34 protein-coding genes and 1 pseudogene are annotated in these 25,854 nt (G+C 65.9%); 15 read left to right on the top strand and 20 right to left on the bottom strand.

The window, feature by feature from the left end; genetic code table 11:
- The first annotated feature begins 43 nt into the window (after positions 1–43).
- The 3 genes from MSP7336_RS00170 to MSP7336_RS00160 are packed head-to-tail and all read left to right on the top strand — an operon-like array spanning position 44 to position 2,315.
- Positions 44–490 (top strand): Lrp/AsnC family transcriptional regulator, encoded by a 447-nt coding sequence (locus MSP7336_RS00170; RefSeq protein ID WP_069395250.1) that lies wholly within the window; start codon positions 44–46, stop codon positions 488–490.
- Positions 491–542: 52 nt separating this feature from the next.
- The gene (gene lat / locus MSP7336_RS00165; protein ID WP_113962824.1) at positions 543–1,895 is read left to right on the top strand and encodes an L-lysine 6-transaminase; all 1,353 of its coding nucleotides are present in this window, start codon (positions 543–545) and stop codon (positions 1,893–1,895) included.
- A 39-nt stretch (positions 1,896–1,934) separates the two neighbouring features.
- Complete coding sequence (locus MSP7336_RS00160) at positions 1,935–2,315, top strand: hypothetical protein (protein ID WP_113962823.1); 381 nt, start codon at positions 1,935–1,937, stop codon at positions 2,313–2,315.
- A gap of 8 nt (positions 2,316–2,323) precedes the next feature.
- On the opposite strand, the gene usfY is transcribed toward MSP7336_RS00160, so the two are convergent.
- The 5 genes from usfY to MSP7336_RS23640 form a co-directional block, all read right to left on the bottom strand.
- Positions 2,324–2,611 carry a protein UsfY gene (gene usfY, locus MSP7336_RS00155; RefSeq protein ID WP_069395247.1) on the bottom strand — a complete coding sequence of 96 codons (288 nt, stop codon included), beginning with the start codon at positions 2,609–2,611 and terminating at the stop codon, positions 2,324–2,326.
- A gap of 8 nt (positions 2,612–2,619) precedes the next feature.
- The gene (locus tag MSP7336_RS00150) at positions 2,620–3,033 is read right to left on the bottom strand and encodes a phage holin family protein (RefSeq protein WP_113964705.1); all 414 of its coding nucleotides are present in this window, start codon (positions 3,031–3,033) and stop codon (positions 2,620–2,622) included.
- A 94-nt stretch (positions 3,034–3,127) separates the two neighbouring features.
- The gene (locus tag MSP7336_RS00145; protein WP_069395246.1) at positions 3,128–3,385 is read right to left on the bottom strand and encodes a DUF7218 family protein; all 258 of its coding nucleotides are present in this window, start codon (positions 3,383–3,385) and stop codon (positions 3,128–3,130) included.
- Positions 3,386–3,455: 70 nt separating this feature from the next.
- Positions 3,456–3,650, bottom strand: coding sequence for a hypothetical protein (locus MSP7336_RS00140; RefSeq protein WP_069395245.1), 195 nt, complete (start codon positions 3,648–3,650; stop codon positions 3,456–3,458).
- Positions 3,651–3,744: 94 nt separating this feature from the next.
- Entirely contained in the window at positions 3,745–3,894 is a 150-nt protein-coding gene (locus tag MSP7336_RS23640) for a hypothetical protein (RefSeq protein WP_181786486.1), read from the bottom strand.
- A gap of 83 nt (positions 3,895–3,977) precedes the next feature.
- Between MSP7336_RS23640 and MSP7336_RS00135 the strand changes: the two genes are divergently transcribed.
- Together MSP7336_RS00135 and MSP7336_RS00130 are read left to right on the top strand one after the other, a co-directional pair.
- On the top strand, positions 3,978–4,415 hold the full coding sequence (locus MSP7336_RS00135; RefSeq protein WP_069395244.1) for an anti-sigma factor: 438 nt from the start codon (positions 3,978–3,980) through the stop codon (positions 4,413–4,415).
- Positions 4,412–5,200 (top strand): RNA polymerase sigma factor SigF, encoded by a 789-nt coding sequence (locus tag MSP7336_RS00130; protein WP_113962822.1) that lies wholly within the window; start codon positions 4,412–4,414, stop codon positions 5,198–5,200. Before MSP7336_RS00135 ends, MSP7336_RS00130 begins: the two co-directional genes overlap by 4 nt.
- Here the strand turns inward: MSP7336_RS00130 and MSP7336_RS00125 are convergent.
- From MSP7336_RS00125 to MSP7336_RS00080, 10 genes and pseudogenes are all read right to left on the bottom strand, one after another.
- Complete coding sequence (locus MSP7336_RS00125) at positions 5,180–5,620, bottom strand: STAS domain-containing protein (RefSeq protein WP_113962821.1); 441 nt, start codon at positions 5,618–5,620, stop codon at positions 5,180–5,182. The two genes, MSP7336_RS00130 and MSP7336_RS00125, sit on opposite strands and share 21 nt — an antisense overlap.
- A 202-nt stretch (positions 5,621–5,822) precedes the next feature.
- Positions 5,823–6,038, bottom strand: a complete 216-nt coding sequence (locus MSP7336_RS00120; RefSeq protein WP_342353104.1) for a hypothetical protein — start codon at positions 6,036–6,038, stop codon at positions 5,823–5,825.
- A 43-nt stretch (positions 6,039–6,081) separates the two neighbouring features.
- Positions 6,082–7,875 (bottom strand): acetyl/propionyl/methylcrotonyl-CoA carboxylase subunit alpha, encoded by a 1,794-nt coding sequence (locus MSP7336_RS00115; protein ID WP_069395241.1) that lies wholly within the window; start codon positions 7,873–7,875, stop codon positions 6,082–6,084.
- Positions 7,876–7,958: 83 nt separating this feature from the next.
- Positions 7,959–8,414: a SufE family protein gene (locus tag MSP7336_RS00110; RefSeq protein WP_069395240.1), complete on the bottom strand. Its 456-nt coding sequence runs from the start codon at positions 8,412–8,414 to the stop codon at positions 7,959–7,961.
- Entirely contained in the window at positions 8,411–9,304 is an 894-nt protein-coding gene (locus MSP7336_RS00105) for a sulfurtransferase (RefSeq protein ID WP_069395239.1), read from the bottom strand. Before MSP7336_RS00105 ends, MSP7336_RS00110 begins: the two co-directional genes overlap by 4 nt.
- Before the next feature lie 43 nt (positions 9,305–9,347).
- The gene (locus MSP7336_RS00100) at positions 9,348–9,575 is read right to left on the bottom strand and encodes a hypothetical protein (RefSeq protein WP_232320973.1); all 228 of its coding nucleotides are present in this window, start codon (positions 9,573–9,575) and stop codon (positions 9,348–9,350) included.
- Between the two features lie 68 nt (positions 9,576–9,643).
- Positions 9,644–10,282 (bottom strand): Maf family protein, encoded by a 639-nt coding sequence (locus MSP7336_RS00095; protein ID WP_113962819.1) that lies wholly within the window; start codon positions 10,280–10,282, stop codon positions 9,644–9,646.
- Positions 10,279–10,575, bottom strand: a pseudogene (locus tag MSP7336_RS00090) (acyl-CoA carboxylase subunit epsilon); the annotation flags it as partial. The gene MSP7336_RS00095 and the pseudogene MSP7336_RS00090, both read right to left, overlap by 4 nt.
- A 25-nt stretch (positions 10,576–10,600) precedes the next feature.
- Positions 10,601–12,241 (bottom strand): acyl-CoA carboxylase subunit beta, encoded by a 1,641-nt coding sequence (locus MSP7336_RS00085; RefSeq protein WP_069395236.1) that lies wholly within the window; start codon positions 12,239–12,241, stop codon positions 10,601–10,603.
- 44 nt (positions 12,242–12,285) lie between these two features.
- Complete coding sequence (locus MSP7336_RS00080; RefSeq protein WP_139819626.1) at positions 12,286–12,765, bottom strand: hypothetical protein; 480 nt, start codon at positions 12,763–12,765, stop codon at positions 12,286–12,288.
- 65 nt (positions 12,766–12,830) lie between these two features.
- Here MSP7336_RS00080 and MSP7336_RS00075 point away from each other — a divergent pair, with 65 nt between their 5' ends.
- Entirely contained in the window at positions 12,831–13,643 is an 813-nt protein-coding gene (locus tag MSP7336_RS00075; protein WP_069395234.1) for a biotin--[acetyl-CoA-carboxylase] ligase, read from the top strand.
- Positions 13,644–13,652: 9 nt separating this feature from the next.
- Positions 13,653–14,171, top strand: a complete 519-nt coding sequence (locus MSP7336_RS00070; protein ID WP_069395233.1) for a PH domain-containing protein — start codon at positions 13,653–13,655, stop codon at positions 14,169–14,171.
- Here the strand turns inward: MSP7336_RS00070 and MSP7336_RS00065 are convergent.
- Positions 14,126–14,785 carry a GtrA family protein gene (locus MSP7336_RS00065; protein ID WP_069395232.1) on the bottom strand — a complete coding sequence of 220 codons (660 nt, stop codon included), beginning with the start codon at positions 14,783–14,785 and terminating at the stop codon, positions 14,126–14,128. The two genes, MSP7336_RS00070 and MSP7336_RS00065, sit on opposite strands and share 46 nt — an antisense overlap.
- A gap of 87 nt (positions 14,786–14,872) precedes the next feature.
- Between MSP7336_RS00065 and MSP7336_RS00060 the strand changes: the two genes are divergently transcribed.
- The 5 genes from MSP7336_RS00060 (at position 14,873) to MSP7336_RS00040 (ending at position 18,965) form a co-directional block, all read left to right on the top strand.
- On the top strand, positions 14,873–16,111 hold the full coding sequence (locus MSP7336_RS00060; protein WP_113962817.1) for a 5-(carboxyamino)imidazole ribonucleotide synthase: 1,239 nt from the start codon (positions 14,873–14,875) through the stop codon (positions 16,109–16,111).
- A complete protein-coding gene (gene purE / locus MSP7336_RS00055; protein ID WP_069395230.1) occupies positions 16,108–16,617 on the top strand; it encodes a 5-(carboxyamino)imidazole ribonucleotide mutase in 510 nt (169 codons plus the stop codon). Before MSP7336_RS00060 ends, purE begins: the two co-directional genes overlap by 4 nt.
- Positions 16,618–16,689: 72 nt before the next feature.
- Positions 16,690–17,859: an acyl-CoA dehydrogenase gene (locus MSP7336_RS00050; RefSeq protein ID WP_069395393.1), complete on the top strand. Its 1,170-nt coding sequence runs from the start codon at positions 16,690–16,692 to the stop codon at positions 17,857–17,859.
- An 84-nt stretch (positions 17,860–17,943) separates the two neighbouring features.
- Positions 17,944–18,252, top strand: a complete 309-nt coding sequence (locus tag MSP7336_RS00045) for a hypothetical protein (RefSeq protein ID WP_113964704.1) — start codon at positions 17,944–17,946, stop codon at positions 18,250–18,252.
- Positions 18,249–18,965, top strand: coding sequence for a hypothetical protein (locus MSP7336_RS00040; protein ID WP_113962816.1), 717 nt, complete (start codon positions 18,249–18,251; stop codon positions 18,963–18,965). Before MSP7336_RS00045 ends, MSP7336_RS00040 begins: the two co-directional genes overlap by 4 nt.
- Before the next feature lie 23 nt (positions 18,966–18,988).
- On the opposite strand, the gene MSP7336_RS00035 is transcribed toward MSP7336_RS00040, so the two are convergent.
- Positions 18,989–20,179, bottom strand: coding sequence for a PPE family protein (locus MSP7336_RS00035; RefSeq protein ID WP_113962815.1), 1,191 nt, complete (start codon positions 20,177–20,179; stop codon positions 18,989–18,991).
- 311 nt (positions 20,180–20,490) lie between these two features.
- Here MSP7336_RS00035 and MSP7336_RS00030 point away from each other — a divergent pair, with 311 nt between their 5' ends.
- Both MSP7336_RS00030 and MSP7336_RS00025 read left to right on the top strand, forming a co-directional pair.
- Positions 20,491–20,790 carry a PE family protein gene (locus tag MSP7336_RS00030; protein WP_069395227.1) on the top strand — a complete coding sequence of 100 codons (300 nt, stop codon included), beginning with the start codon at positions 20,491–20,493 and terminating at the stop codon, positions 20,788–20,790.
- Positions 20,791–20,801: 11 nt separating this feature from the next.
- Positions 20,802–21,974: a PPE family protein gene (locus MSP7336_RS00025; RefSeq protein ID WP_113964703.1), complete on the top strand. Its 1,173-nt coding sequence runs from the start codon at positions 20,802–20,804 to the stop codon at positions 21,972–21,974.
- 14 nt (positions 21,975–21,988) lie between these two features.
- Here MSP7336_RS00025 and MSP7336_RS00020 read toward each other — a convergent pair whose 3' ends face one another.
- Positions 21,989–23,167, bottom strand: a complete 1,179-nt coding sequence (locus MSP7336_RS00020; protein ID WP_069395225.1) for a CoA transferase — start codon at positions 23,165–23,167, stop codon at positions 21,989–21,991.
- A gap of 33 nt (positions 23,168–23,200) precedes the next feature.
- Here MSP7336_RS00020 and MSP7336_RS00015 point away from each other — a divergent pair, with 33 nt between their 5' ends.
- The gene (locus MSP7336_RS00015) at positions 23,201–23,875 is read left to right on the top strand and encodes a cation diffusion facilitator family transporter (protein ID WP_069395224.1); all 675 of its coding nucleotides are present in this window, start codon (positions 23,201–23,203) and stop codon (positions 23,873–23,875) included.
- 4 nt (positions 23,876–23,879) lie between these two features.
- Here the strand turns inward: MSP7336_RS00015 and MSP7336_RS00010 are convergent, their stop codons facing one another.
- Both MSP7336_RS00010 and MSP7336_RS00005 read right to left on the bottom strand, forming a co-directional pair.
- A complete protein-coding gene (locus MSP7336_RS00010) occupies positions 23,880–25,328 on the bottom strand; it encodes a PE-PPE domain-containing protein (RefSeq protein WP_069395223.1) in 1,449 nt (482 codons plus the stop codon).
- 96 nt (positions 25,329–25,424) lie between these two features.
- On the bottom strand, positions 25,425–25,854 hold a 430-nt coding region (locus MSP7336_RS00005), incomplete at its 5' end, for a PPW family C-terminal domain-containing PPE protein (protein WP_483403565.1).

Raw genomic sequence — 25,854 nt, 5'->3', positions numbered from 1 at the left:
GAACCGCTCCCGTAACCGGCGGGCCGGCAGATACTCTCCGGCCATGGCTCTCGACGACATCGACCGGATCCTGTTGCGCGAGCTGGTCGCCGACGGACGCGCGACGCTCTCGGAGCTGGCCGCCAGCGCCGGCCTGTCGGTATCGGCGGTGCAGTCCCGGGTGCGCAGGCTCGAGTCGCGGGGGGTGCTGAACGGATACTCCGCGCGGATCGACCCCGAGGCGGTCGGGCACATGTTGTCGGCGTTCGTGGCCATCACTCCTATTGATCCCTCCCAACCCGATGATGCGCCCGCTCGGCTCGAGCACTTCGAGGAGATCGAGTCGTGTCACTCGGTGGCCGGCGAGGAGAGTTACATCCTGCTGGTTCGTGTCGAGTCCGCGCGGGCGTTGGAGGATCTGCTGCAGCAGATCCGCACGACCGCCAACGTTCAGACGCGCAGCACCATCATCTTACGTACTTTTTACAGCGGAAGGCAGTTTGTTCCGTAATGTCTCCGGTGAAGAGCCGTGAAATACGTAAAGATGTTGATAAACTGCGATTATGACAGTGTTGGCGCCCACCGACGAGCAACTGCGTCCCGAGCAGGTTCCCGACGTGCTCGCGCGCAGCATCCAGCTCGGTGGCCTCGACCTGGTGCTCGACTTGGAGCGTTCGTCCGGCTCGTATCTGGTCGACGCCCGTACCGGCCGGCGCTACCTGGACATGTTCACCTTCGTCGCCTCGTCGGCGCTGGGTATGAACCACCCGGCCCTGACCGACGACGAGTTTCGTTCTGAACTCGCACGGGTCGCGGTCAACAAGCCCAGCAACTCCGATGTGGCCTCGGTGCCGTTGGCCCGGTTCGTCCACACCTTCGCCCGCGTACTGGGCGATCCGGCGCTGCCGCATCTGTTTTTCATCGACGGCGGTGCGCTGGCGGTGGAGAACGCGCTGAAAATCGCCTTCGATTGGAAGAGCCGGCACAACGAGGCGCGCGGCATCGATCCCGCGCTGGGCAGCCGAGTATTGCATCTGCAAGGGGCTTTCCACGGCCGCAGCGGCTACACGCTGTCGCTGACCAACAGCAACCCGGTGGCCGTCGAGCGTTTCCCGAAATTCGACTGGCCGCGCATCGACGCGCCGTTCCTGCGGCCCGGCGCGGATATGGCTGCGCTGGAAGCCGAGTCGCTGCGCCAGGCCCGGGCCGCGTTCGACGCCTACCCCCACGACATTGCCTGCTTCATCGCCGAACCCATTCAGGGCGAGGGCGGCGATCGCCACTTCCGGCCGGAGTTCTTCGCCGCCATGCGGGCTTTGTGCGACGAGTATGACGCCCTGCTGATCTTCGACGAGGTACAAACCGGATGCGGTTTGACCGGAACCCCTTGGGCCTACCAGCAATTCGGGGTCGAGCCGGATATCGTCGCCTTCGGCAAGAAGACGCAGGTTTGCGGAGTGATGGCCGGACGTCGGGTCGACGAAGTTGCCGACAATGTATTCGCAGTCCCTTGCAGGCTGAACTCGACGTGGGGTGGCAACCTCACCGACATGGTCCGGGCCCGCCGGGTGCTGGAGGTGATCGAATCCGAGCGGTTGTTCGACAACGCCGCCGTGCAGGGCCGCTATCTGCTGGACCGGCTTGGCGACCTCGCCAAGGAATTTCCCACCGCGGTGCTCGACGTCCGCGGCCGCGGTCTGATGTGCGCGTTCAGCCTGCCCGGCACCGCCGAGCGCGACGAGTTGATCCGCCAGCTGTGGCAGCGTGGGGTGATCGTGCTGCCCAGTGGCCCGGACAGTGTGCGTTTCCGGCCGCCGCTGACCGTTTCAGGCGCCGAAATAGATGAGGCGATGGCCGCCGTCCGCGACGTGTTTACCGGCCCTGGCCTGGGGGTACTCTCCGGCCACGCTCGGTGACAGCGGGGGCGACCCAGGTTTACGGAGGGTTTCACTTAAATGCCGGGATCGAGTCAGCGCTCAAACGGGGATCGCTTGGGCCAGCGGGACGGTGAGGTGCAGGCCGCCGTCAGGTTTGCGGTGTTGACCGCCATTGCGGGGATGGCGTTTGTCGTCGTGGCCGCGCTCTGGGTGAGCACCTGCAGTGATGCGTTGGCCGTCGACACCGTCGCGTGCGGTGTGCCGCAGCGCACCTTGCTCGCCTTCGGTGGTCCGGCGATCCTGCTGGCCGGCGGAATTTGGGCGTTCGTGCGCACCTACCGCATCTGGCGTGACCGCGGCACCTGGTGGGCCTGGCAGGGCGCCGGCTGGTTTCTGTTGACGTTGATGGCGTTGACGCTGACCATGGGCGCGCCCCCGATCGCGGGGCTCGCCGGCTGAGCTACCGGTCAAGCGTTACTTCGGCGTGCCCACTGCTCTTCGATGCGGGCTATGCGGCGAGTCTCCACGATGAACCACAGCCCGGCGGCCACCGCGGCGAGCACAGCCACCAGGACCGTGGTGGGCAGCCACTCGTAGCGTTCGTAGGCCGCGGCTGCCACAGTGCAGATGATCCCGAACGTCGCGACGCCCAGCAGAATGAAACCGGGCCAGAACAGATTGTCCTTCATGGTGATACCGGCACGCGGAAGCGTGGTCCGAGAGTGATCGAGTGGATCGCGATGCGTATCGCCCATCGTTTCTCCTAGCCAGTCGGACCGGTGCTGTCGGTGGCATCGTCGGTGGCATCGGCCTCCATATGCGCGAACACCTCCGGCAGTGTAATTGCTCCGACGGTTGTCACGAGCCACACCACAACGGTTACGGCGACCCAGGATGTGAGTCCATCCATGTTGAAATCGTGAGTCAGTGCCGACGCGAGGGCAAGCGCGACGACGGTCAATACCAAGCCGGTACCGCCGAGACCCAGCGAGGCGTACTCATGGGGCAACCTCAAAATCAGCGGCGATATGAGTGCCTCAGCGATCGCGAACACCGCGACGGCGACGACGAAGCCGGGGGGCGACACCTGCACGTCGGGCACGACCCATGCCGCCACCGCTAATCCGATCGCCCACGACGCTAAAAGCACCACCGCCCGCAGCACAATTCGCCTCATGGTGATCAGCCTAGATGCCGAAGGGGCCGAGTCCGAAAAGATCCGCGCCAACACCGTCGATAGGCATGCTGGATCTGCACGCCAAACGTGCTGGTCAGTGGTTGCGAATTTTCGAGATGAGCTTGTTCTTGGTCAGCTTCGAATATCCAGTGATGCCAAGTTCTTTGGCTCTCTTCTTGAGTTCTGGAACGGTCCAGTCCTGGTAGGAACCGGACTTGCCGCCAGACCTTCCCACACTGGAACGGCCGCGGCTGGCGGCCGCATTGGAGATCCGGGCGGCCTTCTCTTTCGAGTCACCCTGTTTACGCAGGTCCCGGTAGAGGCGCTCGTCCTTGATCGACGGGTTTGGCATGTGAACCTCCTTGGCGAGTTTCGGCGTTTTGGCAGCGTTCCCGTCCCTCCCGGTGGCCAAACCGCGCAGGTCACTCGCGGTAGTCGTCGCGGTCGTCGTCGGCGCCCACGATTTCCTGGCGCTGCTCGTGCCAGTCGAAGGCGTCCGCTTCAGCAGGTGGCGGCACGTCGCGCTCGGGGGCGGGCGGCTCGAGGCTGGTTTCTTGATCCTGCTCCACGGCGTCGGCGACCGGAATCTCGTCGGACAGCTTGTCGGGGTCAGCCATCGCGCCCTCCTGCGTTTTGCTTTCTCATGCGAATGGGTACTAGGTCTGCACAATGAAGACTTCGACGACGACCAGTAACCGCGGACAACTGGTGTTACCCCAGCATCGGGGAAAGAATCAGAAACGCGATCACGTAGACCCCGATGGCGACCAATATCAAGACGACCAGCGTGATGACCGCGATCACCGCAGTGCGCCGAAGTCGGCGCGTACTGGTGGTTTCCGTTGGGTCGGCCTGGTCCATGGCGGGTGGAATACCCGGCGGTGGGCATGACTAACCGGCTCGAACGCGGGGGTAGTCTCAGTCCAACATGCCCGGGAGGCCAGATGACCGCTACCGAAATGCCGGGTACCGCCCAGCAACGAAGTGACCGTGCCGTCGAGCTGCGGGTCGCCGCGCGCCTGGAGAATCTGGCGGTGCTGCGGACCCTGGTCGGCGCCGTCGGCACTTTCGAGGATCTCGACTTCGACGCGGTCGCCGACCTGCGATTGGCCGTCGACGAGGTGTGCACCCGGCTGATCCGTTGCGCGGCGCCGGGCGCAACGTTGGTGGTGGTGGTCGATCCGCACGACGACGAGTTGATCGTCAAGGCGTCCGCGGCCTGCAAGACCGCGGATGTGCTGACTCCCGGAAGCTTCAGCTGGCATGTACTCACCTCGCTGGCCGACGACGTCCAGACCTTCACCGACGGCCGGGAGGCAGGCGAGGCCGGCAGCGTATTCGGCATCACTTTGAGGACGCGACGGGCGGGCTCCAGCAGGTGACCATGCGAGCCGCCGGCGGTTCGGCATCGCGACCCAACGAATACGCCGACGTTCCGGACATGTTTCGCGAGTTGGCCAGCCTCACGGCGGACTCATCGGAATTCCAGCGCCATCGGGACAAGATCGTGGAGCGGTGCTTGCCGCTGGCCGATCACATCGCTCGGCGGTTCGAGGGCCGCGGCGAACCACGCGACGACCTGGTTCAGGTCGCCCGGGTGGGACTGGTCAACGCCGTCGTGCGGTTCGATGTCGAAGCCGGTTCGGATTTCGTCTCCTTCGCCGTGCCCACCATCATGGGAGAGGTCCGTCGCCACTTCCGCGACAACAGCTGGTCGGTCAAGGTGCCGCGGCGACTCAAGGAGCTTCATCTGCGGCTTGGCGCCGCCACCGCAGACCTTTCGCAGCGGCTCGGGCGTGCGCCCACCGCCTCGGAGCTGGCCCACGAACTCGACATGGACCGGGCCGAGGTCATCGAGGGCCTGGTGGCGGGCAGCTCCTACAACACCTTGTCCATCGACAGCGGCGGGGGCAGCGCCGACGAAGACGCCCGCGCTATCGCCGACACCCTCGGCGACGTCGACACCGGCCTCGAGCGTATCGAGAACCGACAAGCGTTGCGGCCGTTGCTAGATGCGCTGCCCGAACGTGAGCGAACTGTGTTGGTGCTCAGATTCTTCGAATCGATGACCCAGACGCAGATCGCCGATCGAGTCGGCATCTCACAGATGCACGTTTCGCGATTGCTCGCCAAATCTCTTGCGCGACTACGGGATCAGCTGGAATAACTGGCGCGGCTGCAGGTCGTTGGCGTCGGCCACCGTTTCTGCGACCGGCAGAGCATTGTCGGGATCGCAGATGCTCAGCACCCGCGATACAGCATGGCTGGGCACTACCACCCAACGCACGTGGGCACCCGCGCACCGGACATTGATGGTGTGTAGCGCTGAAAAGCCAGCGGTGCCAAAGAATTCCACCCCACTCAAGTCGACGATCACCGACTTGCAGTGAGCTGCGCAGCGCTGTACGAACTCGGTGAGTTCTCCAGCATTAGACGCGTCCAGCTCACCTTCCGCGGTGATCACCGCGCCTGTCAAGCTTTGGTCAGCGGTGAAGCGAGCGGTGTGATTTTCAAGCGGTTGAGACGGAAACGCGGCATCTTTGGCGGCAGATGCGCGCGCAGATCCTGGGTTAGTGGCATGAGACATTGGTGACTCCATCAGTCGACGACGATTCGTTGCTGTGGATCACGTCAGGTGGTTTTGATGCCCCCTCACGGCGGGGGATCAGCCTCCCCCACGCGTCAGCGACGCTGTTCCGGGCGGCTGTGAACTCAACCTGGTTATGAACACTACGCCGGCGCCGTCGGCCCGACAACGAGGCGAGCAAACGACTCCGCCAGGAAACTGGTCAGTACGGGTTCGACGGCAAACTGGTGGCGAAGCGTCGCACCGCCTGGCTTGCTGCGGTGGCCGCATCATGGTGGGCGTCGGCGGCGGCGACGACGATCGCGCCGTCGCCAGGATCAAAGGACACCTCGGCCACCGAATCGCCCGTCGTCGACTCACACACCACCCACGTGTAGCGGACGTCGGACAACCAATCGTCGACGCGGGACGCACGCAAATACCATGCGCCAGCGTTGATTTCGACGGGATCTATGTCGGCTCTACTTGATCTCGGCCAGCACCGTGCCCTGGGTGATCGCGGCGCCGGCCTCCACGGCCAGCCCGGTGATCACGCCGTCCTTGTGCGCGGTGACCGGGTTCTCCATCTTCATCGCCTCCAGGACCACCACCAGGTCACCGGCGGTGACGTCCTGGCCCTCTTCGACGGCCACCTTGACCACGGTTCCCTGCATCGGTGCCGTCACCGCGTCGCCCGAGGCGGCAGCTCCGGACAGCGCACCACGTTTGCGCGCCTTGGGCTTCTTGCGAATGACGCCGGATGGGTCGCCGCGGCCGTTGGACAACGCCAAATCGCCCGGCAACGAGACCTCCAGGCGGCGACCGCCGACCTCGACGACGATCTTCTGGCGCGGCCGGGTGTCCTCTTCGTCGAGCGGTTCACCGCCGGTGAACGGCTCGATGGTGTTGTTCCACTCGGTTTCGATCCAGCGAGTGTGTACCGAGAAGCCGTCGCCGTCACCGACGAACGCCGGGTCGCTGACCACCGCGCGGTGGAATGGGATGACGGTGGCGAGGCCCTCGACGTGGAATTCGTCCAGCGCGCGACGGGCGCGGGCGAGCGCCTCCTCGCGGTTGGCCCCGTGCACGATCAGCTTGGACAGCATCGAGTCGAACTGGCCGCCGATCACCGAACCGGCCTCGACGCCGGAGTCCACCCGCACGCCGGGCCCGGTGGGGATGTCGTAGCGAGTGACCGGACCGGGAGCCGGCAAAAAGCCGCGCCCGGCGTCTTCGCCGTTGATCCGGAACTCGATGGCATGCCCGCGCGGCTCGGGATCTTCGGTGATGTCCAGCTTCTCGCCGTTGGCGATTTTGAACTGCTGCAGCACCAGGTCGATGCCGGAGGTCTCCTCAGTGACCGGGTGCTCGACTTGCAGACGGGTGTTGACCTCCAAGAACGAGATCAGGCCATCCTGTCCGACCAGGTATTCGACGGTACCGGCGCCATAGTAATGCGCTTCCTTGCAGATCCGCTTGGCCGATTCGTGGATCTCTTTGCGTTGAGCGTCGGTCAAAAACGGCGCCGGCGCCTCTTCGACCAGCTTCTGGAAGCGGCGCTGCAGCGAGCAGTCCCGGGTGCCGGCGACGACGACGTTGCCGTGCTGGTCGGCGATCACCTGTGCCTCGACGTGGCGCGGCTTGTCCAGATAGCGCTCCACGAAGCATTCGCCGCGGCCGAACGCCGCAGTCGCCTCGCGTACCGCCGACTCGTAGAGCTCCGGGATCTCCTCGAGGGTGCGGGCGACCTTCATGCCCTTGCCGCCGCCGCCGAATGCGGCCTTGATCGCGATCGGCACGCCGTATTCGTTGGCGAAGGCCACCACCTCGTCGGCGCCCTTGACCGGGTCGGGAGTTCCGGGCACCAGCGGAGCCTGCGCCCGCGCGGCGATGTGGCGGGCGGTGACTTTGTCGCCGAGGTCACGGATCGACTGCGGGCTGGGGCCGATCCAGATCAACCCGGCGTCGATGACCGCCTGCGCGAAGTCGGCGTTCTCGGCGAGGAAGCCGTAGCCGGGGTGGATCGCGTTGGCTCCGGACTTCTCCGCAGCCTCCAGGATCTTCTCGAACACCAGATAGGACTCCGCGGACGTCTGCCCGCCCAGCGCGAACGCCTCGTCGGCCAGCCGTACGTGTGGTGCCTCGGCGTCAGGTTCGGCGTATACCGCCACGCTGGGCAGCCCGGCATCCTTAGCCGCCCGGATCACCCGCACCGCGATCTCCCCGCGATTGGCGACGAGCACCTTGGCGATCTTCGAGCTGGCGTGACTAGGCACTGCGCCTCCTGTATGGCTGGACGTCTGTCGATCCTTAAAGGCCCGGCTTTTTAAGAGATCGTCTTACAACTCTCCGGGAAAGTTTAAGCGCCACGCTGCGGGGTTGAACCAACCGGTGCCCCGTTGGACTCGCGCAGCCGCCGTTTGATCCGGGCCAGCATCGCCGACATGCCGCGCAACCGAAGTGGGCTGATCAGCGCCGCGAGTCCCAGATCGGTGTAGAAGTCCTCGGGCACCGCCAGGATGTCGGCGGCAGACTGTCCGTCGAGGCCGGCGGCCAGGATGGACGCGAATCCGCGGGTGGTCGGTGCCTCCGGCGGGGCGCTGAAATATAGCCGCACCCGCTCCGGGTCACGGGCATCGACATGCAGAAATAGCGGCGACTGGCATTCGGGAACCGGCTCCATGGCCGCTTCCTCCAACTCGTCGGGCAAGTCCGGCAAATCTTCAGCGAATTCGAGCAGCAGCCGCAGCTTGTCCTGGCCCTGGACTTCGGCGAAGTCGGACACCACCTCGGCCAGCGGCGCAGGCATAGTCATCGAACTGGTACTGCTCCTGGTTCCTCGCCGGCAACGATCGGCACCCGCACGGTGTTGCCCCACTCCGTCCACGAGCCGTCGTAGTTACGCACACCGGGGATGCCGAGCAGATGGGTCAGCACGAACCAGGTGTGACTCGAGCGCTCGCCGATGCGGCAGTAGACGATGGTCTTGTCGTCCGGCTTGACGAATCCGTAGAGCTGCTCGAGCTCCTCGCGGCTGCGGAACCGGCCGCTGTCGTCGACGGCCTTACTCCAGGGGATCGACCGCGCGGTGGGGATGTGCCCGGCGCGCAGCGCCCCTTCCTCGGGATAGTCAGGCATATGGGTTCGCTTGCCGGTGTACTCCTCCGGCGATCGCACATCGATCAGCGGACCGGACCCCAGGGCGGCCAAGACGTCGTCCTTGTACGCCCGGATCGGTGCGTCGTTGCGCTCCACGACGGGATAGCCGGTCGACGTCTTGGTGGGAACCTCCAGCGTGGTCTCACGTCCTTCGGAGAGCCACAGATCCCGCCCGCCGTTGAGCAGCCGGACATCGGGGTGACCGAACAGCGTGAAGACCCACAGCGCGTACGCCGCCCACCAGTTGCTCTTGTCGCCGTAGATCACCACGGTGTCGTCGCGCGAGATCCCCTTGCGGTTCATCAGGTCGGCGAACTGCTCGCCGGTGATGTAGTCGCGAACCCTCGGGTCGTTGAGGTCGGTGTGCCAGTCGATCTTGACTGCCCCCGGAATATGGCCGACGTCGTAAAGCAGTACGTCCTCGTCGGATTCGACAATGACCAGCCCTGGCACGCTTAGATGGCCCGCCAGCCAGTCAGCGGTGACCAACCGCTCCGGATGCGCGTAGGACTGCAGGCTGGGGTCTGGATCTGGTGGTAGCGGCACGGTATCGAGCCTACCGCCAGCAGGTGGGCCGGGCCGGGCAGCGTCAGGCGCTCAGCGCGACCTCATAGGCAACGGCGAAGCGTCGGGTACCTGGCTTCGGTCGGAACAACGCGCCGCCGTTGGCCGACCAGGCGACCACCCGCAGCAGCCGCTTGCCCGGCGACAACCGTTCTCGGATGACGTCGGCCAGCACGGCGCGAAGGCGTTCGGTGTCATAGCGGTCGATGTCGCGCGGAACGCCGATGTTCCACATGGTTTCTTCCACTGGCATCGGCCCAGTGTCTTTCGCGCCACCGCCTGGCCCGGCGACGCCGATCGGCGCGTCAGATTGCGATCAGGTCACGATCCGCGTCCCGACCACAGCGCGGCGGGGGAGAGCCCGAGACGGCTCAGCAGGCCCCGCAGCAGCGGCAGGCTGACGCCGATCACGTTGGACGGGTCGCCCTTGATCCGGTCGACGAACCAGCCGCCCAGCCCGTCAAGGGTGAATCCGCCTGCGACGTGCAGTGGTTCGCCGCTGGCCAGGTAGGCTTCCAGGTCCGACGCCGCTATGTCGGCGAAATATACTGTGGTGCAAGCGGATTCAGTCTCCTTCTGAACCGCAGCCCCTTCGATCACCCGCACGACCGCGTGCCCGGTGTGCAGGATTCCGGACCGGCCGCCCATCGAGCGCCACTGCTTTCGGGCGGATTCGGCTGACCCGGGCTTGCCGATCAGCTTTCCGTCGACCTCGAGCATCGAATCACAGCCGATCACAACACAATCCGTCGCCAACGAGGGGTCGAGATCGGACACTATCTGGTCAGCTTTGGCTTGTGCCAGGGCGCAGACGATGTCGGCGGGCGCCGCGTGTGGTCCGAGTTGCGCGATGACAGCGTCCTCGTCGATCCCGGAGACGACGACGGTGGGCTCGATGCCGGCTTGGCGCAGCACCTTGAGGCGGCCGGCGGAGGCAGACCCGAGCACCAGTCGGGTCATCGGCGCATGTGCGCCCGTTCCAGCAGGGTGACGCGCTGCCAGCTGAAGATCGCATACCGCAGTTTGTCGACGGGCATGCCCCAGCGGTTGGGCTCGGGCGGTGGCGTCTCGCGGGTAGTACCGACGCTACCCAGCACCGCGATCAGCGCGGCCAGCTCCTCGTCGGTGGGATTGCCCTTGAGGACCTCGATGTGCGGCTCGTGCTGCTGGTCCGTCACGTTCTCGTCACTCACTGCGGCTGGATCGTTCGTCTCGTTCCCGTCACTCACTGCGTTCGTTCCGCTCACTCGACTTCACGGTTCGTTCCGCTCACTCGACTCACAGGGGAATGTTCCCGTGCTTCTTGGGCGGCAGCTGGGTGATTTTGCGTTCCAGCAGCCGCAGTGCGGTTCCGACGTAGCCGCGGGTGTGCGACGGCGGGATGACCGCGTCGACGTAGCCGCGCTCAGCGGCGATGTAGGGGTTGACCAATGTGTCCTCGTACTCCTGCTGCAACTTGAGCCGCAGCGCGTCGACGTCTTCCCCCTTCTTGGCGGCCTCGGTCAGCTGCTGGCGGTAGACGAAGCCGACCGCGCCGGAGGCGCCCATCACGGCGATCTGGGCGGTGGGCCAGGCGACGCAGACGTCGGCGCCCATGTCTTTGGAGCCCATAACGCAGTAGGCGCCGCCGTAAGCCTTGCGGGTGATGACGGTGATCTTCGCGACGGTGGCCTCACCGTAGGCGTAGAGCAGCTTGGCGCCGCGGCGGATGATGCCGTTGTACTCCTGACCGGTGCCCGGCAAGAAGCCCGGCACATCCACCAGCATGACGATCGGAATGTTGAAGCAGTCGCAGGTCCGCACGAAGCGGGCGGCCTTCTCCGAGGCGTTGATGTCCAGGCAGCCGGCGAAGTGGGTGGGCTGGTTGGCGACGATCCCGACCGGCCGGCCCTCGATACGGCCGAACCCGACCACGATGTTCTCCGCGTAACCCGCCTGCACCTCGAGGAACTCGTCCTCGTCGAGGATGCGGGTGATCACCTCGTGCATGTCATAGGGCTGGTTGGCCGAGTCAGGGATCAGCGTGTCCAACTCGAGGTCCTCGTCGGTGAGGTTGTCCTCGATGGCACCCTCGGGGATCGGCATCGGGTATCGCGGCGGGTCCGCATAGTTGTTGGGCGGCAGGTAGCTCAGCAGCTCACGCACGTACTCGAACGCGTCCTGCTCACCGGAGGCGACGTAGTGCGCGGTGCCCGACTTGGCCATGTGGGTGTGGGCGCCACCCAGCTCCTCCATCGTGACGTCCTCACCGGTGACCGTCTTGATGACATCGGGACCGGTGATGAACATCTGGCTGGTCTGATCGACCATGATCACGAAGTCGGTGAGGGCGGGGGAGTAGACGTGACCGCCCGCAGCGGCGCCCATGATCAGCGAGATCTGCGGGATCACGCCAGAGGCCAGGATGTTGTTGTGGAAGATCTTGCTGTACAGGCCAAGTGAGACCACACCCTCCTGGATGCGGGCGCCGGCACCGTCGTTGATGCCGATCAGCGGTCGGCCGGTCTTGATGGCCAGCTCTTGCACTTTGACGATCTTCTCGCCGTAGACCTCGCCCAGGCTGCCGCCGAACACCGTGGCGTCCTGGCTGAAGATGCAGACGTCGCGGCCGTCGATGGTGCCGTAGCCGGTGACGACGCCGTCGCCGAGCGGGCGCTTGGCGTCCAGGCCGAAGTTGGTGCTGCGGTGCCGGGCCAACGCGTCCAGCTCTACGAAAGAGTCTTCATCGAGCAGCGCATAGATGCGCTCGCGGGCGGTCAGTTTGCCCTTGGCGTGCACTTTCTCGACGGCGGCCTCGCCGACCGGGTGCAGCGTTTCCTCCGCTCGCCGCCGCAGTTCGGCCAGCTTGCCCGCGGTGGTGTGGATGTCGATCTCGTGTTGGGCTTTCGGCTCGACATGGGAGTCGGAAACGCTCGTCATGGGCCACGAGCTTAGCCGCGCGGCCTTGCTGAGGCCGAATTGGCTCAGCAGGTCACATGGCTGAGCGCACGGATCGGCTCGGTCGAGTCGTCGCTGTCTCCGGCCAGCTCTCGGCGAGCGAACAACTCGAATGCGAGTTCATGAGCGATGAGCTGGTCGACGATCGCGGCGTCGGAAGGCTCGACCAGCTTGCGAAGCCGCGTGTAGCGACCGAGGTATTCGGCAGCGGCCGTGGCAAAGGTCTGCAACATGGGCAGGTACTCGACGTCGGCTACATTGCCCGCCGCATCGAGGATGGCCTGGTCGGGCTCGGCCGCAACGCCCAAGCGCTTGATCACCGGCTCCAGGAGTTCTTTGGTGCTGCGCTCGAGGCACCTCAACAGGTCGACCTTCTCGCGCAGCACCGGGTCGGTGACGCGCTTCGCCATCCCGGCGAAGTACGCCTCGCCCAACACTTCGCCCTGGTAGGACTCCACCCACAGCCGGACGGCTTCGTCGCTGGGGGCACTGACTGGATCGGTCATCACCATGCGAAGCACCTCCTTAAGAGGCCGACCCCATTGACCACTGCACCGTACGCTGAACGCCGATGGATCAGCAATCACCCCGGCCGCCGTTGGATGCGACCGCTATCAGCGAGAACCTGGTCGGGTCGGGATTGGCCTGGCGGCGGCTCGACGTGGTCGCCGAAACCGGTTCCACCAACGCCGATCTCATGGCGCGATCGGCTGCCGGCGAAGACGTCGACGGAACGGTGCTGCTGGCCGAGTTCCAAAGCGCCGGCCGCGGGCGGCACGGTCGACACTGGTCCGCGCCGCCACGCGCGCAGATCGCGCTGTCGGTGGGGGTGAACGGGGCGTCGGTCCCGCGGTCGGGTTGGGGATGGTTGCCGCTGCTCACCGGCGTCGCGGTCGTCGACGCGCTGGCCGGAGTCACCGAGGTGACCGCGGGTCTCAAGTGGCCCAACGACGTGGTGGTCGGCGACGGCAAGCTGGCCGGGATTCTCGCCGAAGTCGCCGCACCGGCGCCGGTGATCATTGTCGGCCTGGGCCTCAATGTGACGCTGACCGCAGACGAAGCTCCCGACCCGGTAGCGACCTCGCTGTCGATGCTGGGATCGCCGATCGATCGAAATACGTTGGTGCGCCGGATACTTCGCGAGCTGGCTGGACGGATCGATGCATGGCGCAGCGCTGGCGGAGCCGACCCGGAACTGGTCGCCGCCTACCAGCGCCACAGCGCCACGCTGGGGTCGCGGGTGCGGGCCACGCTGCCGGGTGACCGCGACATCGTCGGCGTCGCGCGGGCGATCGACGAACTGGGCCGGCTGTGCATCGACACCGGCGAATCGATCGAGACCGTTTCTGCCGGAGACATCACCCATTTGCGCCCGAGCACCTAGAGTTCTGCCGTGCCCTATCCCGACAACGTGCTGGCCCGCGACGAGCAGGTGGTGCTGCATCGGCATCCGCACTGGAAGCGCCTGGTCGGACCGATCTTCGCCTTATTGTTCGCGACCGCGCTGGCGTCGTTTGCGGCCGCTGTGGTCAACACCACCGACTGGGATGCCAACGCCAAGAAAATCATCTTCGCGGTCATCGCGGCGATTTGGCTGGTGCTCGTCGGCTGGCTGACACTGCTGCCCTTTCTGGGCTGGCTGACCACCCACTTCGTCGTCACCGATCGGCGGGTGATGTATCGGCACGGGCTGCTGACCCGCAGCGGTATCGACATCCCACTGGCTCGCATCAACAGCGTGGAGTTCCGGCACCGTATCGTCGACCGGATTCTGCGCACCGGGACGCTGATCATCGAGTCGGCGTCACAAGATCCGTTGGAATTTCACGACATTCCGCGCGTGGAGCATGTGCACGCGCTGCTGTATCACGAGGTCTTCGACACCCTCGGATCCGAGGAATCCCCGAGCTGACGTCCCGCGACTCGCGACCGCCAGGAACGCATGAACGTCACCGTCCCGCCCTCTTCGATGTTGTCCTCGAGGACTTCGGCGAGGCCGCCGGCGGTCAGCGTCGACTCCAGCGCCCGGTCGCCGGTGCGGCCGAATTCGTCGGGGAACACCCAGCGCCGGAATGCCCAGAACCGGAACGCCATCTGCAGCAGGTTGCCGATGATGTACGCCGAGATGAAGTCGGCGATGTTCTCCACCGTCAACGACACCGTGGGCACCCGCAGCTGCAGGATGTAGCTGGAAATCCACAACGGCGCCATCGACAGCAGCACGCCCACCCCGCTGAACGCGAAGAACAGCAGCGCTTCGTGGTGGCGCTCCCGGCCGCCGCGATGACGGAAGCTCCATTCCCGGTTCAAGATGTAGGACGCGATCACCGCGACGATGCCGGCGATGACCTTGGCGGTCACCGGCTTGGGCTCCAGGATCGTCAGCTTGAGCGTGTAGAAAATAGCCGAGTCGATGATGAAGGTGGTCCCGCCGACGATCGCGAACTTGATCAGCTCGTGATGGCGTTCGGCGAACGGCCGGAGCGGCCCCGGTAACCGTGCGATGGTGGCCTCGGCGAAAGACACAGCTCGCCAGTTTACGTTTAGCGGGCGGCGCTTGCGAAGCGTCGGTGTCACCGCCGCTAAATACCCGGGTTGGCGGGTCGTGACACGATGATCGACGTGCCCAGTACTCCTACCACCGCGCCGCAGGTCGCCATGGTCGGGGGCGGTCAGCTTGCCCGAATGACCCATCAGGCGGCGATCGCCCTGGGGCAGAGCCTGCGGGTGTTGGTTGCCGACGCCGACGATCCGGCCGCCCAAGTCAGCCCGAACATCGTGGTGGGCTCGCACACCGATATCGAGGACCTGCGCCGGGTTGCCGAGGGTGCCCACGTGCTGACCTTCGACCACGAGCACGTTCCCACCGAGCTGCTGGAGAAGTTGGTGGCCGAAGGTGTCAACGTGGCGCCGCCCCCGCATGCGCTGGTGCACGCGCAGGACAAGCTGGTGATGCGGCGACGGCTGGAGACGCTCGGCGCCCCGGTCCCGCGTTACGCCGGGGTGGAAAAGGTCGAAGACCTGGATGCGTTCGCCCAAGACGCCGACGCCCCGCTGGTGCTCAAGGCGGTCCGAGGGGGGTACGACGGCCGCGGGGTGCAAATAGCCGCAGATCTGGCCCAGGCCAAAGAGATCGCCGCCGAGTATCTGGCCTCCGGCGTGCCGGTGCTGGTCGAGGATCGGGTTGCGATGCGCCGCGAGCTCGCGGCCTTGGTGGCGCGCTCCCCGTTCGGACAGGGCGCGGCATGGCCGGTGGTGGAAACCGTTCAGCGCGACGGCATCTGCGTGCAGGTGATCGCGCCGGCTCCGGACCTGCCCGACGACCTGGCCGGCGAGACTGCGCAGTTGGCACTGCGGCTGGCGAGTGAGCTGGACGTGGTCGGGGTGCTGGCCGTCGAGCTGTTCGAGACGGTCGACGGGAAACTGCTGGTCAACGAGCTGGCGATGCGGCCACACAACTCCGGGCACTGGACCATGGACGGGGCGCGAACCAGTCAGTTCGAGCAGCATCTGCGAGCGGTGCTGGACTATCCGCTCGGCGCCACCGACCCCATCGCAGCGGTGACAGTGATGATCAACGTGCTCGGCGCGGCGCAGACACCGACGATGACGATCGACGAGCGGTTGCATCATCTGTTCGCGCGGATGCCCGAGGCGCGGGTTCACCTGTACGGCAAGAGTGAGCGACCGGGCCGAAAGATCGGGCATGTGAACTTCCTCGGCGCTGATATGGCGCAGTTGACGAAGCTGCGTGAACGTGCCGAGCTGGCGGCACACTGGTTGTCGCATGGGCAGTGGGCGGACGGATGGGATCCACACACCGCTGGCGACGAGGAGGAGCGGCGTACATGACTCAACGAGCGGCTCGGGTCGGGGTGATCATGGGCAGCGACAGCGACTGGCCGGTGATGCAGGACGCCGCGACCACGCTGGCTGAGTTCGACGTCGGCTATGAGGTCGGCGTGGTCTCGGCGCATCGCACGCCCGACCGGATGCTCAACTACGCGCGCGGAGCGGCCGACCGCGGCATCCAGGTGATCATCGCGGGCGCCGGCGGCGCCGCACATCTGCCGGGGATGGTCGCCTCCGCCACACCGCTGCCGGTGATCGGGGTGCCGGTACCGCTGACGCGGCTTGACGGCCTGGATTCGCTGCTGTCAATCGTGCAGATGCCGGCCGGGGTTCCGGTGGCCACCGTGTCGATCGGCGGGGCCCGCAACGCGGGGCTGCTGGCGGTGCGGATCCTGGGCGCCACCGATCCGCAGCTACGAAGCCGGATCGGCGCGCTGCAAGCAGAGCTGGCCGAATCGGTGCTCGCGAAGGACGCCGCCCTACGAGGTAAAGTTACCGGCCAGTAGCCCCGCGGCGATGCACCCGGGGACGGCCCGCGAGAAGCTGGGCAACCATGCACCGTGCTGAAGGAGGCCACCATGGCTGGGTGGGCTGGAGACCCATCGTTTGATCTGTTCAAGCTGCCCGACGAGCATGAGGAGCTGCGGGCTGCGATCCGCGCGTTGGCGGAAAAAGAGATCGCGCCCTACGCCGCCGAAGTCGACGAGACACCACGCTTCCCGGACGAGGCGCTGGCGGCGCTGAATTCGTCGGGTTTCAACGCCGTGCACGTGCCCGAGGAGTACGGCGGTCAAGGCGCAGACTCGGTGGCCACCTGCATCGTCATCGAAGAAGTGGCCCGCGTCGACGCGTCGGCGTCGTTGATTCCGGCGGTGAACAAACTGGGCACGATGGGCCTGATCATGCGGGGATCCGAGGAGCTCAAAAAGCAGGTGCTGCCGTCGCTGGCCACCGAAGGTGCGATGGCCTCATATGCGCTCTCCGAGCGGGAGTCCGGCAGCGATGCGGCCTCGATGCGCACCCGCGCCAAGGCCGACGGCGAGGACTGGATTCTCAACGGCACCAAGTGCTGGATCACCAACGGCGGCAAGTCCACCTGGTACACCGTGATGGCGGTGACCGACCCGGACAAGGGCGCCAACGGGATCTCGGCGTTCATGGTGCACAAGGACGACGAGGGCTTTTCCGTCGGCCCTAAGGAGAAGAAGCTCGGCATCAAAGGCTCGCCGACCACCGAGTTGTATTTCGAGAATTGCCGGATTCCCGGCGACCGGATCATCGGCGAGCCTGGGACGGGCTTCAAGACCGCGCTGGCCACGTTGGACCACACCCGCCCGACGATCGGTGCGCAGGCGGTCGGCATCGCGCAGGGCGCGCTCGACGCCGCCATCGCATATACCAAGGACCGCAAGCAGTTTGGCGAGTCGGTCAGCACGTTTCAGGGAGTGCAGTTCATGCTCGCGGACATGGCGATGAAGGTGGAGTCGGCCCGATTGATGGTCTACACCGCCGCGGCCCGCGCCGAACGCGGGGAGCCCGACTTGGGTTTCATCTCCGCGGCGTCGAAGTGTTTCGCGTCCGACGTGGCGATGGAAGTCACCGTCGATGCCGTGCAGCTGTTCGGCGGCGCCGGCTACACCATCGACTTCCCCGTCGAGCGGTTCATGCGTGACGCCAAGATCACCCAGATCTATGAGGGCACCAACCAGATTCAACGTGTCGTGATGGCGCGCGCGTTGCTGCGCTGATTCGCGTGGTGCGAAGCCGACTTCCCGAAACGTTCACGCGCTGTCATTGTTTAGTCCACAAAGATGACGCTATCGTCCAAGATTGTGGACGATCGCGCAAAAGACCCGGCGGTGGTTCTGCCTTACCTGGTCGGCAAACCGCTACCGGCCACCGAGGTGCACGAGGCCTTCGGCCACCGCAGGTCCGCCTATTACAAGGCGGCTCGAGAAGGGCGGCTGATCACCGCCGACAACTTGATCAAAGCGGCCAAGTATTTTCAGTTGAACCCTCTTGAGCTGCTGATTCGCTACGGATTGATCGATCAGGAGTCCGTCGCGCAGTACGTCGAGTCGCAGCGTGCACTGCCTCGATTGCGTGATCTTCGTTTCGATCCCAACAGGTCGCCCCTGTGATCAAGACCGCACTCATCATCGTCACGTTGACAGCGATTGCGTGCAGCCTGTGGATTCGCCGCGACACCTGGCGCTCTCGGTGGGAGGCCGGCGCGACCCTCAACATCGCGCTGCAAGGCTGCGCGGTCCTGCTGATGTCTCACTGGGCATCGGCCGCGCTCGGACCGGCCTTGCACAGCATCTTCGGGCTATGGAACGTGCAACATCTTCTCGGCCACATCTGCTGGATCTTTGCGGTGGCCGCGATCATTCAGCACGGGCTCAGCCGCCTGGTCAGCCAAACCCACGAGCGCGGGCTGCTGAACAAATATGTGGCGCGTCCGCTTTGGCTGGGTGTACCGCTGCTGGTGGCCGTGTTCATCATCGCCGACGAAGGCCATCATCTCGACTTCTTTGCCGCTCCCATCAGCACCCCCTGGCTGGGGCTCTATTGGTTGGTGCTCGGCGGGCTGCTGATCTACCTGCTCACCTATGCCTGTCGCGTGCTGCTGATCTTGCGGAAGGATCCGCGCTCGAAGGCGACGGTCGACCTGTACCTGATCTCGGCTGGGTTCGGGGTGGCGGCACACCTGATCCAGATGGTGACGGCCTGGGCCAGCAGCGATGTCGCCCTGGCGGTCTGGGCTTGCGCCTGCTTGGGCGCCATCGGCTTTGCTTACGGATCGGCCCGGTCCTGGCAATCCAAAGTTGCCTGGTTCGCACCCGAAAACTAGCGAAAACCAGCCAGCTCGTCGGGCTAGCCGCCCGCTGCCGGGCGTGCCATCACGTTGTGGCGGAATCCGTATCGTTGGCCGACCACTCCACCGGGAGAATTCCGACCCGCGGTGGGGAACAGAGGTATCCCGCGAAGCAGGCCGTCGGCCTTGCCGCCGGCAGCAGCGCTACTCACCTGCGGCGCCATGCTCGCTGCGTTCGTCGCCGGAGCGTTCGCGACCCAGGTCGGTGGCACCGACAAGTTGCCGACCACGCCTGCGTTACCCACACCCACCGATATGCCCGTCGACGCTGATGCGCTGCTGCCCAGGGCACCGCTGAGCGCGGGCAGATTCGCCGCCGTCTGCGCTCCGGCGGTCGCGGCCGCGGCGGGGATCATCTCCTCCCACATTTTGATCATGTGGTCGTAATCGCCCATGTGGTAGTACGTCATGGCGAGCAGGCCGGAATACGTATCCGGCGTGAAGATGCTCCCGATCGGGGGCGGGGGTGAGCCGGGCTCCCCGGATCCACCCAGTATCGCAGTCAGGATGGATTCGAAATTCCACGCTCCGGCGGTGGGTGGACTCGACGACGAGGCGGGCGCCGAGAGTGCCTGCAGCGCCGAGGGCACCGCAGGCGACGGCTGTGTGCCGGCCGCCGTCTGCGCGGCGTCGGCGACCGCGGCGGCCTGCCCGACCGCCCCCGCGGGGTTAGTGGTGGCCGGCGGCTCGTCGAACGTGGTCAACGCTGAGGCATCCGCAGATGCCGCGGCGTAGCCGTACATCGCGACGGCATCCTGCGCCCACATTTCGGCGTACTGCGCCTCGGTAGCTGCGATGGCCGGGAAGTTCTGTCCGAAGAAGTTGGTCGCGATCAACATCATCAGTTGCGCGCGGTTAGCCGCGATCACCGGCGGCGGCACCGTCATCGCAAACGCCGCCTCGAAGGCGGCGGCGGCCGACTTCGCTTGCATCGCTGTCTGTTCGGCCCGCGCAGCGGTGGCGTTCAGCCATGCCACATAGGGTGCCGCAGCCGCGGCCATCGACATCGACGACGGCCCCGACCAAAGGCCGCGAAGCTCGGCGATCACCGAACCGTAGGCGGATGCTATGGCATACAGATCATTGGCCAACCCGTCCCAGGCCGCGGCCGCGGCCAACATCGGTCCTGACCCCGGCCCAAGGTACATCCGGCCAGAGTTGATTTCCGGCGGCAACGCCCCGTAATCCACTAGTCGGCCGCCTCGCATACCCGGCGGTTCTCGCCGTTCAAGCGGTCACGTCGGGAACCGTGGCGATTTGTCGTCACGAACGCGATGCCTTCCCTTTTCGGTGTCGCCGATTGCGGTCTAGATATCCACTTCAGAGAATAAAAGTCCATAGATACCTGGAAAATGAACAGATTTGGATCTATAAGTGAACATTTGCAGTAGATAGTGCACTCTTTGCCGCGGTGCCTCTAACGTCGCTTTTGACGGCTTCCCGACCGCGCGGGGGAGCGACATAGGGCGACATAGAGCGAAGAAGGTGAGGAGACGACCAAGTGGCATTCGTGGAAACCCAGCCAGACGTCCTGTCTGCCGCGGCCCGCAACTTGGCTGCCATCGGCGCGTCGGTGAGCGCTCAGAATGCGGCGGCCGCAGGCCCGACGACGGGCGTGGTCCCGCCGGCCGCTGACGAGGTCTCGGCGCTGATCGCGACCCAGTTCGCCACGCACGCCCGGATGTATCAGGCGGCCAGTGTGCAGGCTGCCGCGATTCACGAGATGTTCGTGAACATGCTGGGCACCAGCGCCGGTTCGTATGCGGCCACCGAAGCCGCCAACGCCGCAGCCGCCAGCTAGGAGCAGCAGTGCTGGATTTCGGGGCGCTACCGCCAGAGATCAACTCCGCCCGCATGTATGCCGGCCCGGGGTCAGCGGCGCTGATGTCGAGCGCGTCGGCCTGGAGATGGTTGGCCGCCGAATTGGAGGCGGCCGCCACCGACTACGAACGAGTCATCATCCAGCTGACCAGTGAGTGGCGCGGGCCCGCGGCGGCGCAGATGGCCGACGCCGCCGCACCGTACGTGGCATGGATGAGCACCACTGCCGCGCAAGCCGAGCAGGCCGCCGCCCAGGCCAGAGCCGCGGCCGCCGCCTACGAGGCCGCCTTCGCGGCAACGGTTCCCCCGGCGCTGATCGAGGCAAACCGCGCTGCGCTGGCACAGGCGATCGCGACCAACGTGTTGGGTCAAAACATGCCCCTGATCGCGCAGCTCGAGGCGCAATACGGGGAAATGTGGGCCCAAGACGCTGCCGCGATGTACCAATACGCGGCGCAGGTCGCGCCCGCCGCCAAGGTGACGCCGTTCACCAACCCGGTGCAAACCACTAATCCCGCCGGAGAAGCCATGCAGGCCGCCGCGGTTACGCAAGCCGCAGCCACATCGGCCGGCACCGGCGCGCAGTCGGCGGACGCGCAGCTGCTGTCTGCGGTGCCGCCGGCGTTACAGAGCCTTGCCAGCCCGGCGTCGTCGAGCACCGCCGCACCGGCGCTCTCGGAAGTGTTGCAACAAAATCCCGTGGTGGACCTGTGGGCGGAATATGCCAGCCCGGCTCAAAACACCGTCGCGATGCTGTATCGCGCAACCGGGATGTCGACCCACTTGCTGTCGCTGTCGAAGGCGCTCGCGCCGGCCGCCAAGGCCGCCAGCGAAGGAGCAAAAGCCGCCTCGGGCCTATCCGGACTAGGCGGACTTTTGGGCGGGTCGGCGAGCGGCGCGCCGGTGTCAGCGGGTCTGGGTGCCGCGGGCCCGGTCGGCGGGCTTTCCGTGCCGCCCTCCTGGGGTGCGGCGGCAACTCCCTCATCGGTTCCGGGGACTGCGCCGCTACCGGTCAGCGCGATCACCACCACCCCCGAGACGGCAGGGGCCGGAAGCCTGCTGGGCGGAATGCCGCTGGCCGGCGCGGGCGCCGCCGCCAGTGGCGCCGGCCCCCGATATGGATTCCGTCCCACGGTGATGACGCGCCCACCGTTCGCCGGCTAGCCGGACGTCGCTGTCTACTCCTCTGGCGCAGTGAGGAATTCGGCGTTGTGCTGGCCCAGGGCTGGCGGGGGCTCAGTCGTCGTGGCGGAGAACGTCGAGTAGCGCGCGGGTGTGCGGATCAGCGTGACGGCCTCATCGCCGCTGCCGACGTCGAGCGCCAGCTGATTTTCCGCGAAGAGCGGTGTGTCGACGACCTCTTTCCAGGTGTAGGGCAGGCATGCCATCAACCCGTTGCCGCGCAGCGCGTCGACCCATTCGGCGGCCGTCTTGGTGATCAGTGTCGACTCCAGTTCCTCGGTCAGCTCGCTGTAGTTGATCGCGCGGGAGCGTTGGTCGGCGAACCGCTCGTCATCGAGTAGGTCGGGGCGGCCGATGGTTTCACAGAGCACCTGCCAGTGTTTGGGCACGTAGGCGCTGATCACGACGTACCCGTCGGCGGTACGGAACGCGTCCGATGGTTGGGTGGCGAAGCCAACTCCTTTGCGCCGCTTGACTTTGGGTGTCGTGACGTTGGCGGGCCGATTCAAGTGCATGACCAGCTGGTTCGCTTGTAGCCCCACCGCGACGTCGTACATGGCCACGTTGATGACGTCGGCGACGCCGTGCCGCTCACGATTTAGCAAGGCGGCCAGAACGGCCTGCGCCAGTACGTGGCCGCTCGCGTTGTCGACCAACTGGAACGGGATGATCTGCGGTTTACCGTCCGGCGTGCGCATGCCGGTGGTCATGCCGGCCTCGGCGGCCACCATCAGGTCCACCCCGGGCCGGTCGCCGTGCGGACCGTTGCCGCCGAAGGCGGACAGCCGGGCATAGATGAGTTTCGGGTTGCGCGACTGCATTTCGTGAGGACCCAGGCCGAGTTTTTCCATCACCTTGGGCCGGAAGCCCTCCAAGACGACGTCGGTGGTTTCGGCCAGCCGCAGTATCTGTTGCCTGCCCTCGTCGGTTCTCAGGTCAACCGCCACCGACTTCTTGCCCCGGTTGTTGGGCAGAAAATAGGTCGCCAGTGGCGGGCGACCGGGGAGGACGGCGGTGATCTGGCGGGCGGCTTCTCCTCCGGGCGCCTCCACCTTGATGACCTCGGCACCCAGGTCGGCCAGCACCTGCCCGGCGAGCGGACCGGCGACGTTCTGGGTGAAATCGAGCACCCGGAATCCGTCGAGTGGCTTGGGACCGTTGTCGGTGTGCCGCATGCCCAGGAGCTTATCGACCCTTAGGATCGCCTAGTGACCACCAATCCAGCCGAGCTTGCCAACCACGTCTGCGACGTTGCGCCGACCCACGTCGTCTCCCGCGACGCGACATGGCACCACCGCGCACGGTGGGCCCGCCGGCTGGCCTGTATCAGCCTGGTGGTGATGCTGGCCGAAGGCGTCGTGGGCATCTGGCAGGGCTTGGCCGTCGGGTCGATCGCGCTGACCGGCTGGGCGCTGGGCAGTGTGCCGGAGGGGTTGGCCAGCGCGACGGTGGTGTGGCGGTTCACCGGGTGGCGCACGCTGTCGGACACAGCCGAACGGCGCGCCCAGCGCGGTGTTGCGGTGTCGTTTTGGTTGACGGCCCCATACGTCGCCGCGGAATCCGTGCATCACATCGTCGGTGGCCACCACGCCCACACATCGCTGATCGGTATCGCCCTGACGACGGTTGCATTGGTGCTGATGCCGACGCTCGGCCGGGCCAAGCACATCCTGGCGGTGCGGTTGGGCTCGCCCGCCACCGCCGGCGAAGGAACCCAGAATTATCTGTGCGGAGCGATGGCCGCCGGGGTTCTTTTGGGCCTGCTGGTCACTGCCTTCTGGTCCGGCGGTTCGTTGTTTGATCCCCTAATCGGCCTTGTCATCGCCGTCGTCGCGGTCTGGCAGGGAGTTCGGGCCTGGCGCGGCGAAAACTGCGCGTGCTGAGCCGTCAGGAGAACAGGCTCTGGAAGTCCGCGGCGATCTCCGCAGCTGCCCCGGCGATGACGATGTATTCAAAGCCGAGTGCGATGCTGCCCAACCCGAACAGGCCCGCGATGGGCAGGCCGATGGCATCGACAAGGTCACCGGCGGCGAGCTCATCGGCGAACACAGTGGCCGCATACGCGGGCGTCTCGATCAACAAGGCGTTGAGCAGATCCGCAGTGGGCAGCAGCGTGGCATACGCCGATGCCGCGGCGCTGCTGATCGCGTTGACGATTTCGGTGAAGCTGGGTAGCTCGTCGAGAACAACCGTGGGCGCTGCCGCACCAAAATCGGCGCTGGACAGCGATCCCAGGTCGTTGATGAAGTCCTGGAATCCCTGTTGGGCCCCGTTCTGCAGCGCCGTAAGCACCTCAGCCGGGTCTAAGTTCGTCGGGAACAGCTCGAACGGGGCGGGCACGTTGGCCGGGCCGGGATCCCAGCCGTTGGTGATGCTGCCGTAGCCCAAGTTCACCAAGATCCGCATATCCGGTTCGAGGAGGTCGTAGAGCGGCTGACCGATCACCGGGATCGACAGCAACGGCTGCAGCAGAGGCAGGTTTTCGTCGGGGATCATGAAGTAGTCGGTATTGCCGGTGTAATCGGCAGATACCGGCAACTCGATCGCCGAAGCCAGCTGCTCGTCGGTCAGAGACGGATAAATGGTGTGCACGTACTGGATGCCCAGAACGGCGTTGAGGTCTGCCAGCAGATTGATCGGGTAGCGCGGGAAGTCGGCGTAGCCGTCGTATTCCATGGTGTAGATGGCGGTTTCCCACGGAGTATCGGCCGGAGTCGCGCCACTGAACGTTATCCCCAGGCTCGGGATGGTCGGAAAGCTGTCAAAGGCGGGCAGGTTGAACCGTTCGAACAGCCCACCGTTGGGCAGGTTGGGGTCTCCGAGTAGCACGAACGACAGCTGATCGGGCGTCGGCTGCTCGGCCGGCGGCAGGGCCAGCAGATCGCGCATTTCCAGGGTGGAGATCGTGGCGCTCTGCGAGTAGCCCAGCACCACGAGGTTGTTTCCCTCGGCGATTTCGTTGTTGATCGTGTTGTGCAGAATGCTGAGGCCCTGCGCCAGCGACGGATCCAACTCGAGGCTCTTGACGCCGCTGTTGGGGTAGAGGCCCTCCGGGGTGAACAACGGGTTGGTGGCGTCCACCGCGAACTGGGGCTGGCCGGCGAAAAACGGCGGTGTGGGATCGATATACCGAGCGCTCAGGGCGTCCAGGTAGCTGGGCGGGGGTATCGGCAGGCCGCTGCCGCCCATGATCCACGACTCGGTATCCACCAAATTGGTTTCTGCAAGAACGGTTTTCGGACCCGCCGGCGACATCGGCGTGCTCGTGTACAACACACTCGATCCGACACTGGCGGTGATCACCAATGCAGCAACACCAAGGCGGGGACGCGTCATCGCTACCTCCTAGCGTGGGTCTGCCCCACCGGGCGCGCGTTTTCCGCGCAGGCTAACAGGTTCGCTACGGCTGCGGGGTGAAAACTAGCCCCAACGTCAGTTTTCGCCGTCGGCGGCGCCCGGCATCATGGGGACGTCGGGGCCGGTGCCGAAGTCATCGGTGGGCACCGTGGCCAATCCCGTTGCGACGACCGGCGTGTGGACGGTTCCGGCGAAGCCGAGGATTCCGGCGCCCTGATCCGAGGGCTCGGGCTCCAAATCCATGTATTCGTAGCCGCGCCCGAGCATCTTCGCCTTTGCCCGCCGGCGCCGCGCCGCCGTCGTCTGGTCTTGGGCCGCTGCTGCTGCCGCGGGAGTCTGCGCGGTGCCGGGCTCCGCGGCCTTCTTCTTGGCGGTGGTGCCCGCTGCCCGGCGCGCGTCCGCGGTCAGGCTGCCGACCATGTAGGCCAGTCCTTGCGCGGTCGCCAGGGGCGGCGCCGACGGTGTCGGGGGCGGCCCTGGCGACCGCGCAAGGACTGGCCTACAT

The sequence above is a fragment of the Mycobacterium shimoidei genome (genome assembly GCF_900417275.1).
Taxonomy (GTDB): domain Bacteria; phylum Actinomycetota; class Actinomycetes; order Mycobacteriales; family Mycobacteriaceae; genus Mycobacterium; species Mycobacterium shimoidei.
Note: the sequence above shows the minus strand (reverse complement) of the source record. Positions and strands in the feature narration are given on the sequence as shown.

Coding starts and splice junctions, on each gene's coding strand:
- MSP7336_RS00170 (WP_069395250.1), top strand. CDS start 44: ATGGCTCTCGACGACATCGACCGGATCCTGTTGCGCGAGCTGGTCGCC.
- lat (WP_113962824.1), top strand. CDS start 543: ATGACAGTGTTGGCGCCCACCGACGAGCAACTGCGTCCCGAGCAGGTT.
- MSP7336_RS00160 (WP_113962823.1), top strand. CDS start 1,935: ATGCCGGGATCGAGTCAGCGCTCAAACGGGGATCGCTTGGGCCAGCGG.
- usfY (WP_069395247.1), bottom strand. CDS start 2,611: ATGGGCGATACGCATCGCGATCCACTCGATCACTCTCGGACCACGCTT.
- MSP7336_RS00150 (WP_113964705.1), bottom strand. CDS start 3,033: ATGAGGCGAATTGTGCTGCGGGCGGTGGTGCTTTTAGCGTCGTGGGCG.
- MSP7336_RS00145 (WP_069395246.1), bottom strand. CDS start 3,385: ATGCCAAACCCGTCGATCAAGGACGAGCGCCTCTACCGGGACCTGCGT.
- MSP7336_RS00140 (WP_069395245.1), bottom strand. CDS start 3,650: ATGGCTGACCCCGACAAGCTGTCCGACGAGATTCCGGTCGCCGACGCC.
- MSP7336_RS23640 (WP_181786486.1), bottom strand. CDS start 3,894: ATGGACCAGGCCGACCCAACGGAAACCACCAGTACGCGCCGACTTCGG.
- MSP7336_RS00135 (WP_069395244.1), top strand. CDS start 3,978: ATGACCGCTACCGAAATGCCGGGTACCGCCCAGCAACGAAGTGACCGT.
- MSP7336_RS00125 (WP_113962821.1), bottom strand. CDS start 5,620: ATGTCTCATGCCACTAACCCAGGATCTGCGCGCGCATCTGCCGCCAAA.
- MSP7336_RS00110 (WP_069395240.1), bottom strand. CDS start 8,414: ATGACTATGCCTGCGCCGCTGGCCGAGGTGGTGTCCGACTTCGCCGAA.
- MSP7336_RS00100 (WP_232320973.1), bottom strand. CDS start 9,575: ATGCCAGTGGAAGAAACCATGTGGAACATCGGCGTTCCGCGCGACATC.
- MSP7336_RS00095 (WP_113962819.1), bottom strand. CDS start 10,282: ATGACCCGACTGGTGCTCGGGTCTGCCTCCGCCGGCCGCCTCAAGGTG.
- MSP7336_RS00085 (WP_069395236.1), bottom strand. CDS start 12,241: ATGACGAGCGTTTCCGACTCCCATGTCGAGCCGAAAGCCCAACACGAG.
- MSP7336_RS00080 (WP_139819626.1), bottom strand. CDS start 12,765: ATGACCGATCCAGTCAGTGCCCCCAGCGACGAAGCCGTCCGGCTGTGG.
- MSP7336_RS00075 (WP_069395234.1), top strand. CDS start 12,831: ATGGATCAGCAATCACCCCGGCCGCCGTTGGATGCGACCGCTATCAGC.
- MSP7336_RS00060 (WP_113962817.1), top strand. CDS start 14,873: ATGATCGACGTGCCCAGTACTCCTACCACCGCGCCGCAGGTCGCCATG.
- purE (WP_069395230.1), top strand. CDS start 16,108: ATGACTCAACGAGCGGCTCGGGTCGGGGTGATCATGGGCAGCGACAGC.
- MSP7336_RS00050 (WP_069395393.1), top strand. CDS start 16,690: ATGGCTGGGTGGGCTGGAGACCCATCGTTTGATCTGTTCAAGCTGCCC.
- MSP7336_RS00020 (WP_069395225.1), bottom strand. CDS start 23,167: ATGCGGCACACCGACAACGGTCCCAAGCCACTCGACGGATTCCGGGTG.
- MSP7336_RS00010 (WP_069395223.1), bottom strand. CDS start 25,328: ATGACGCGTCCCCGCCTTGGTGTTGCTGCATTGGTGATCACCGCCAGT.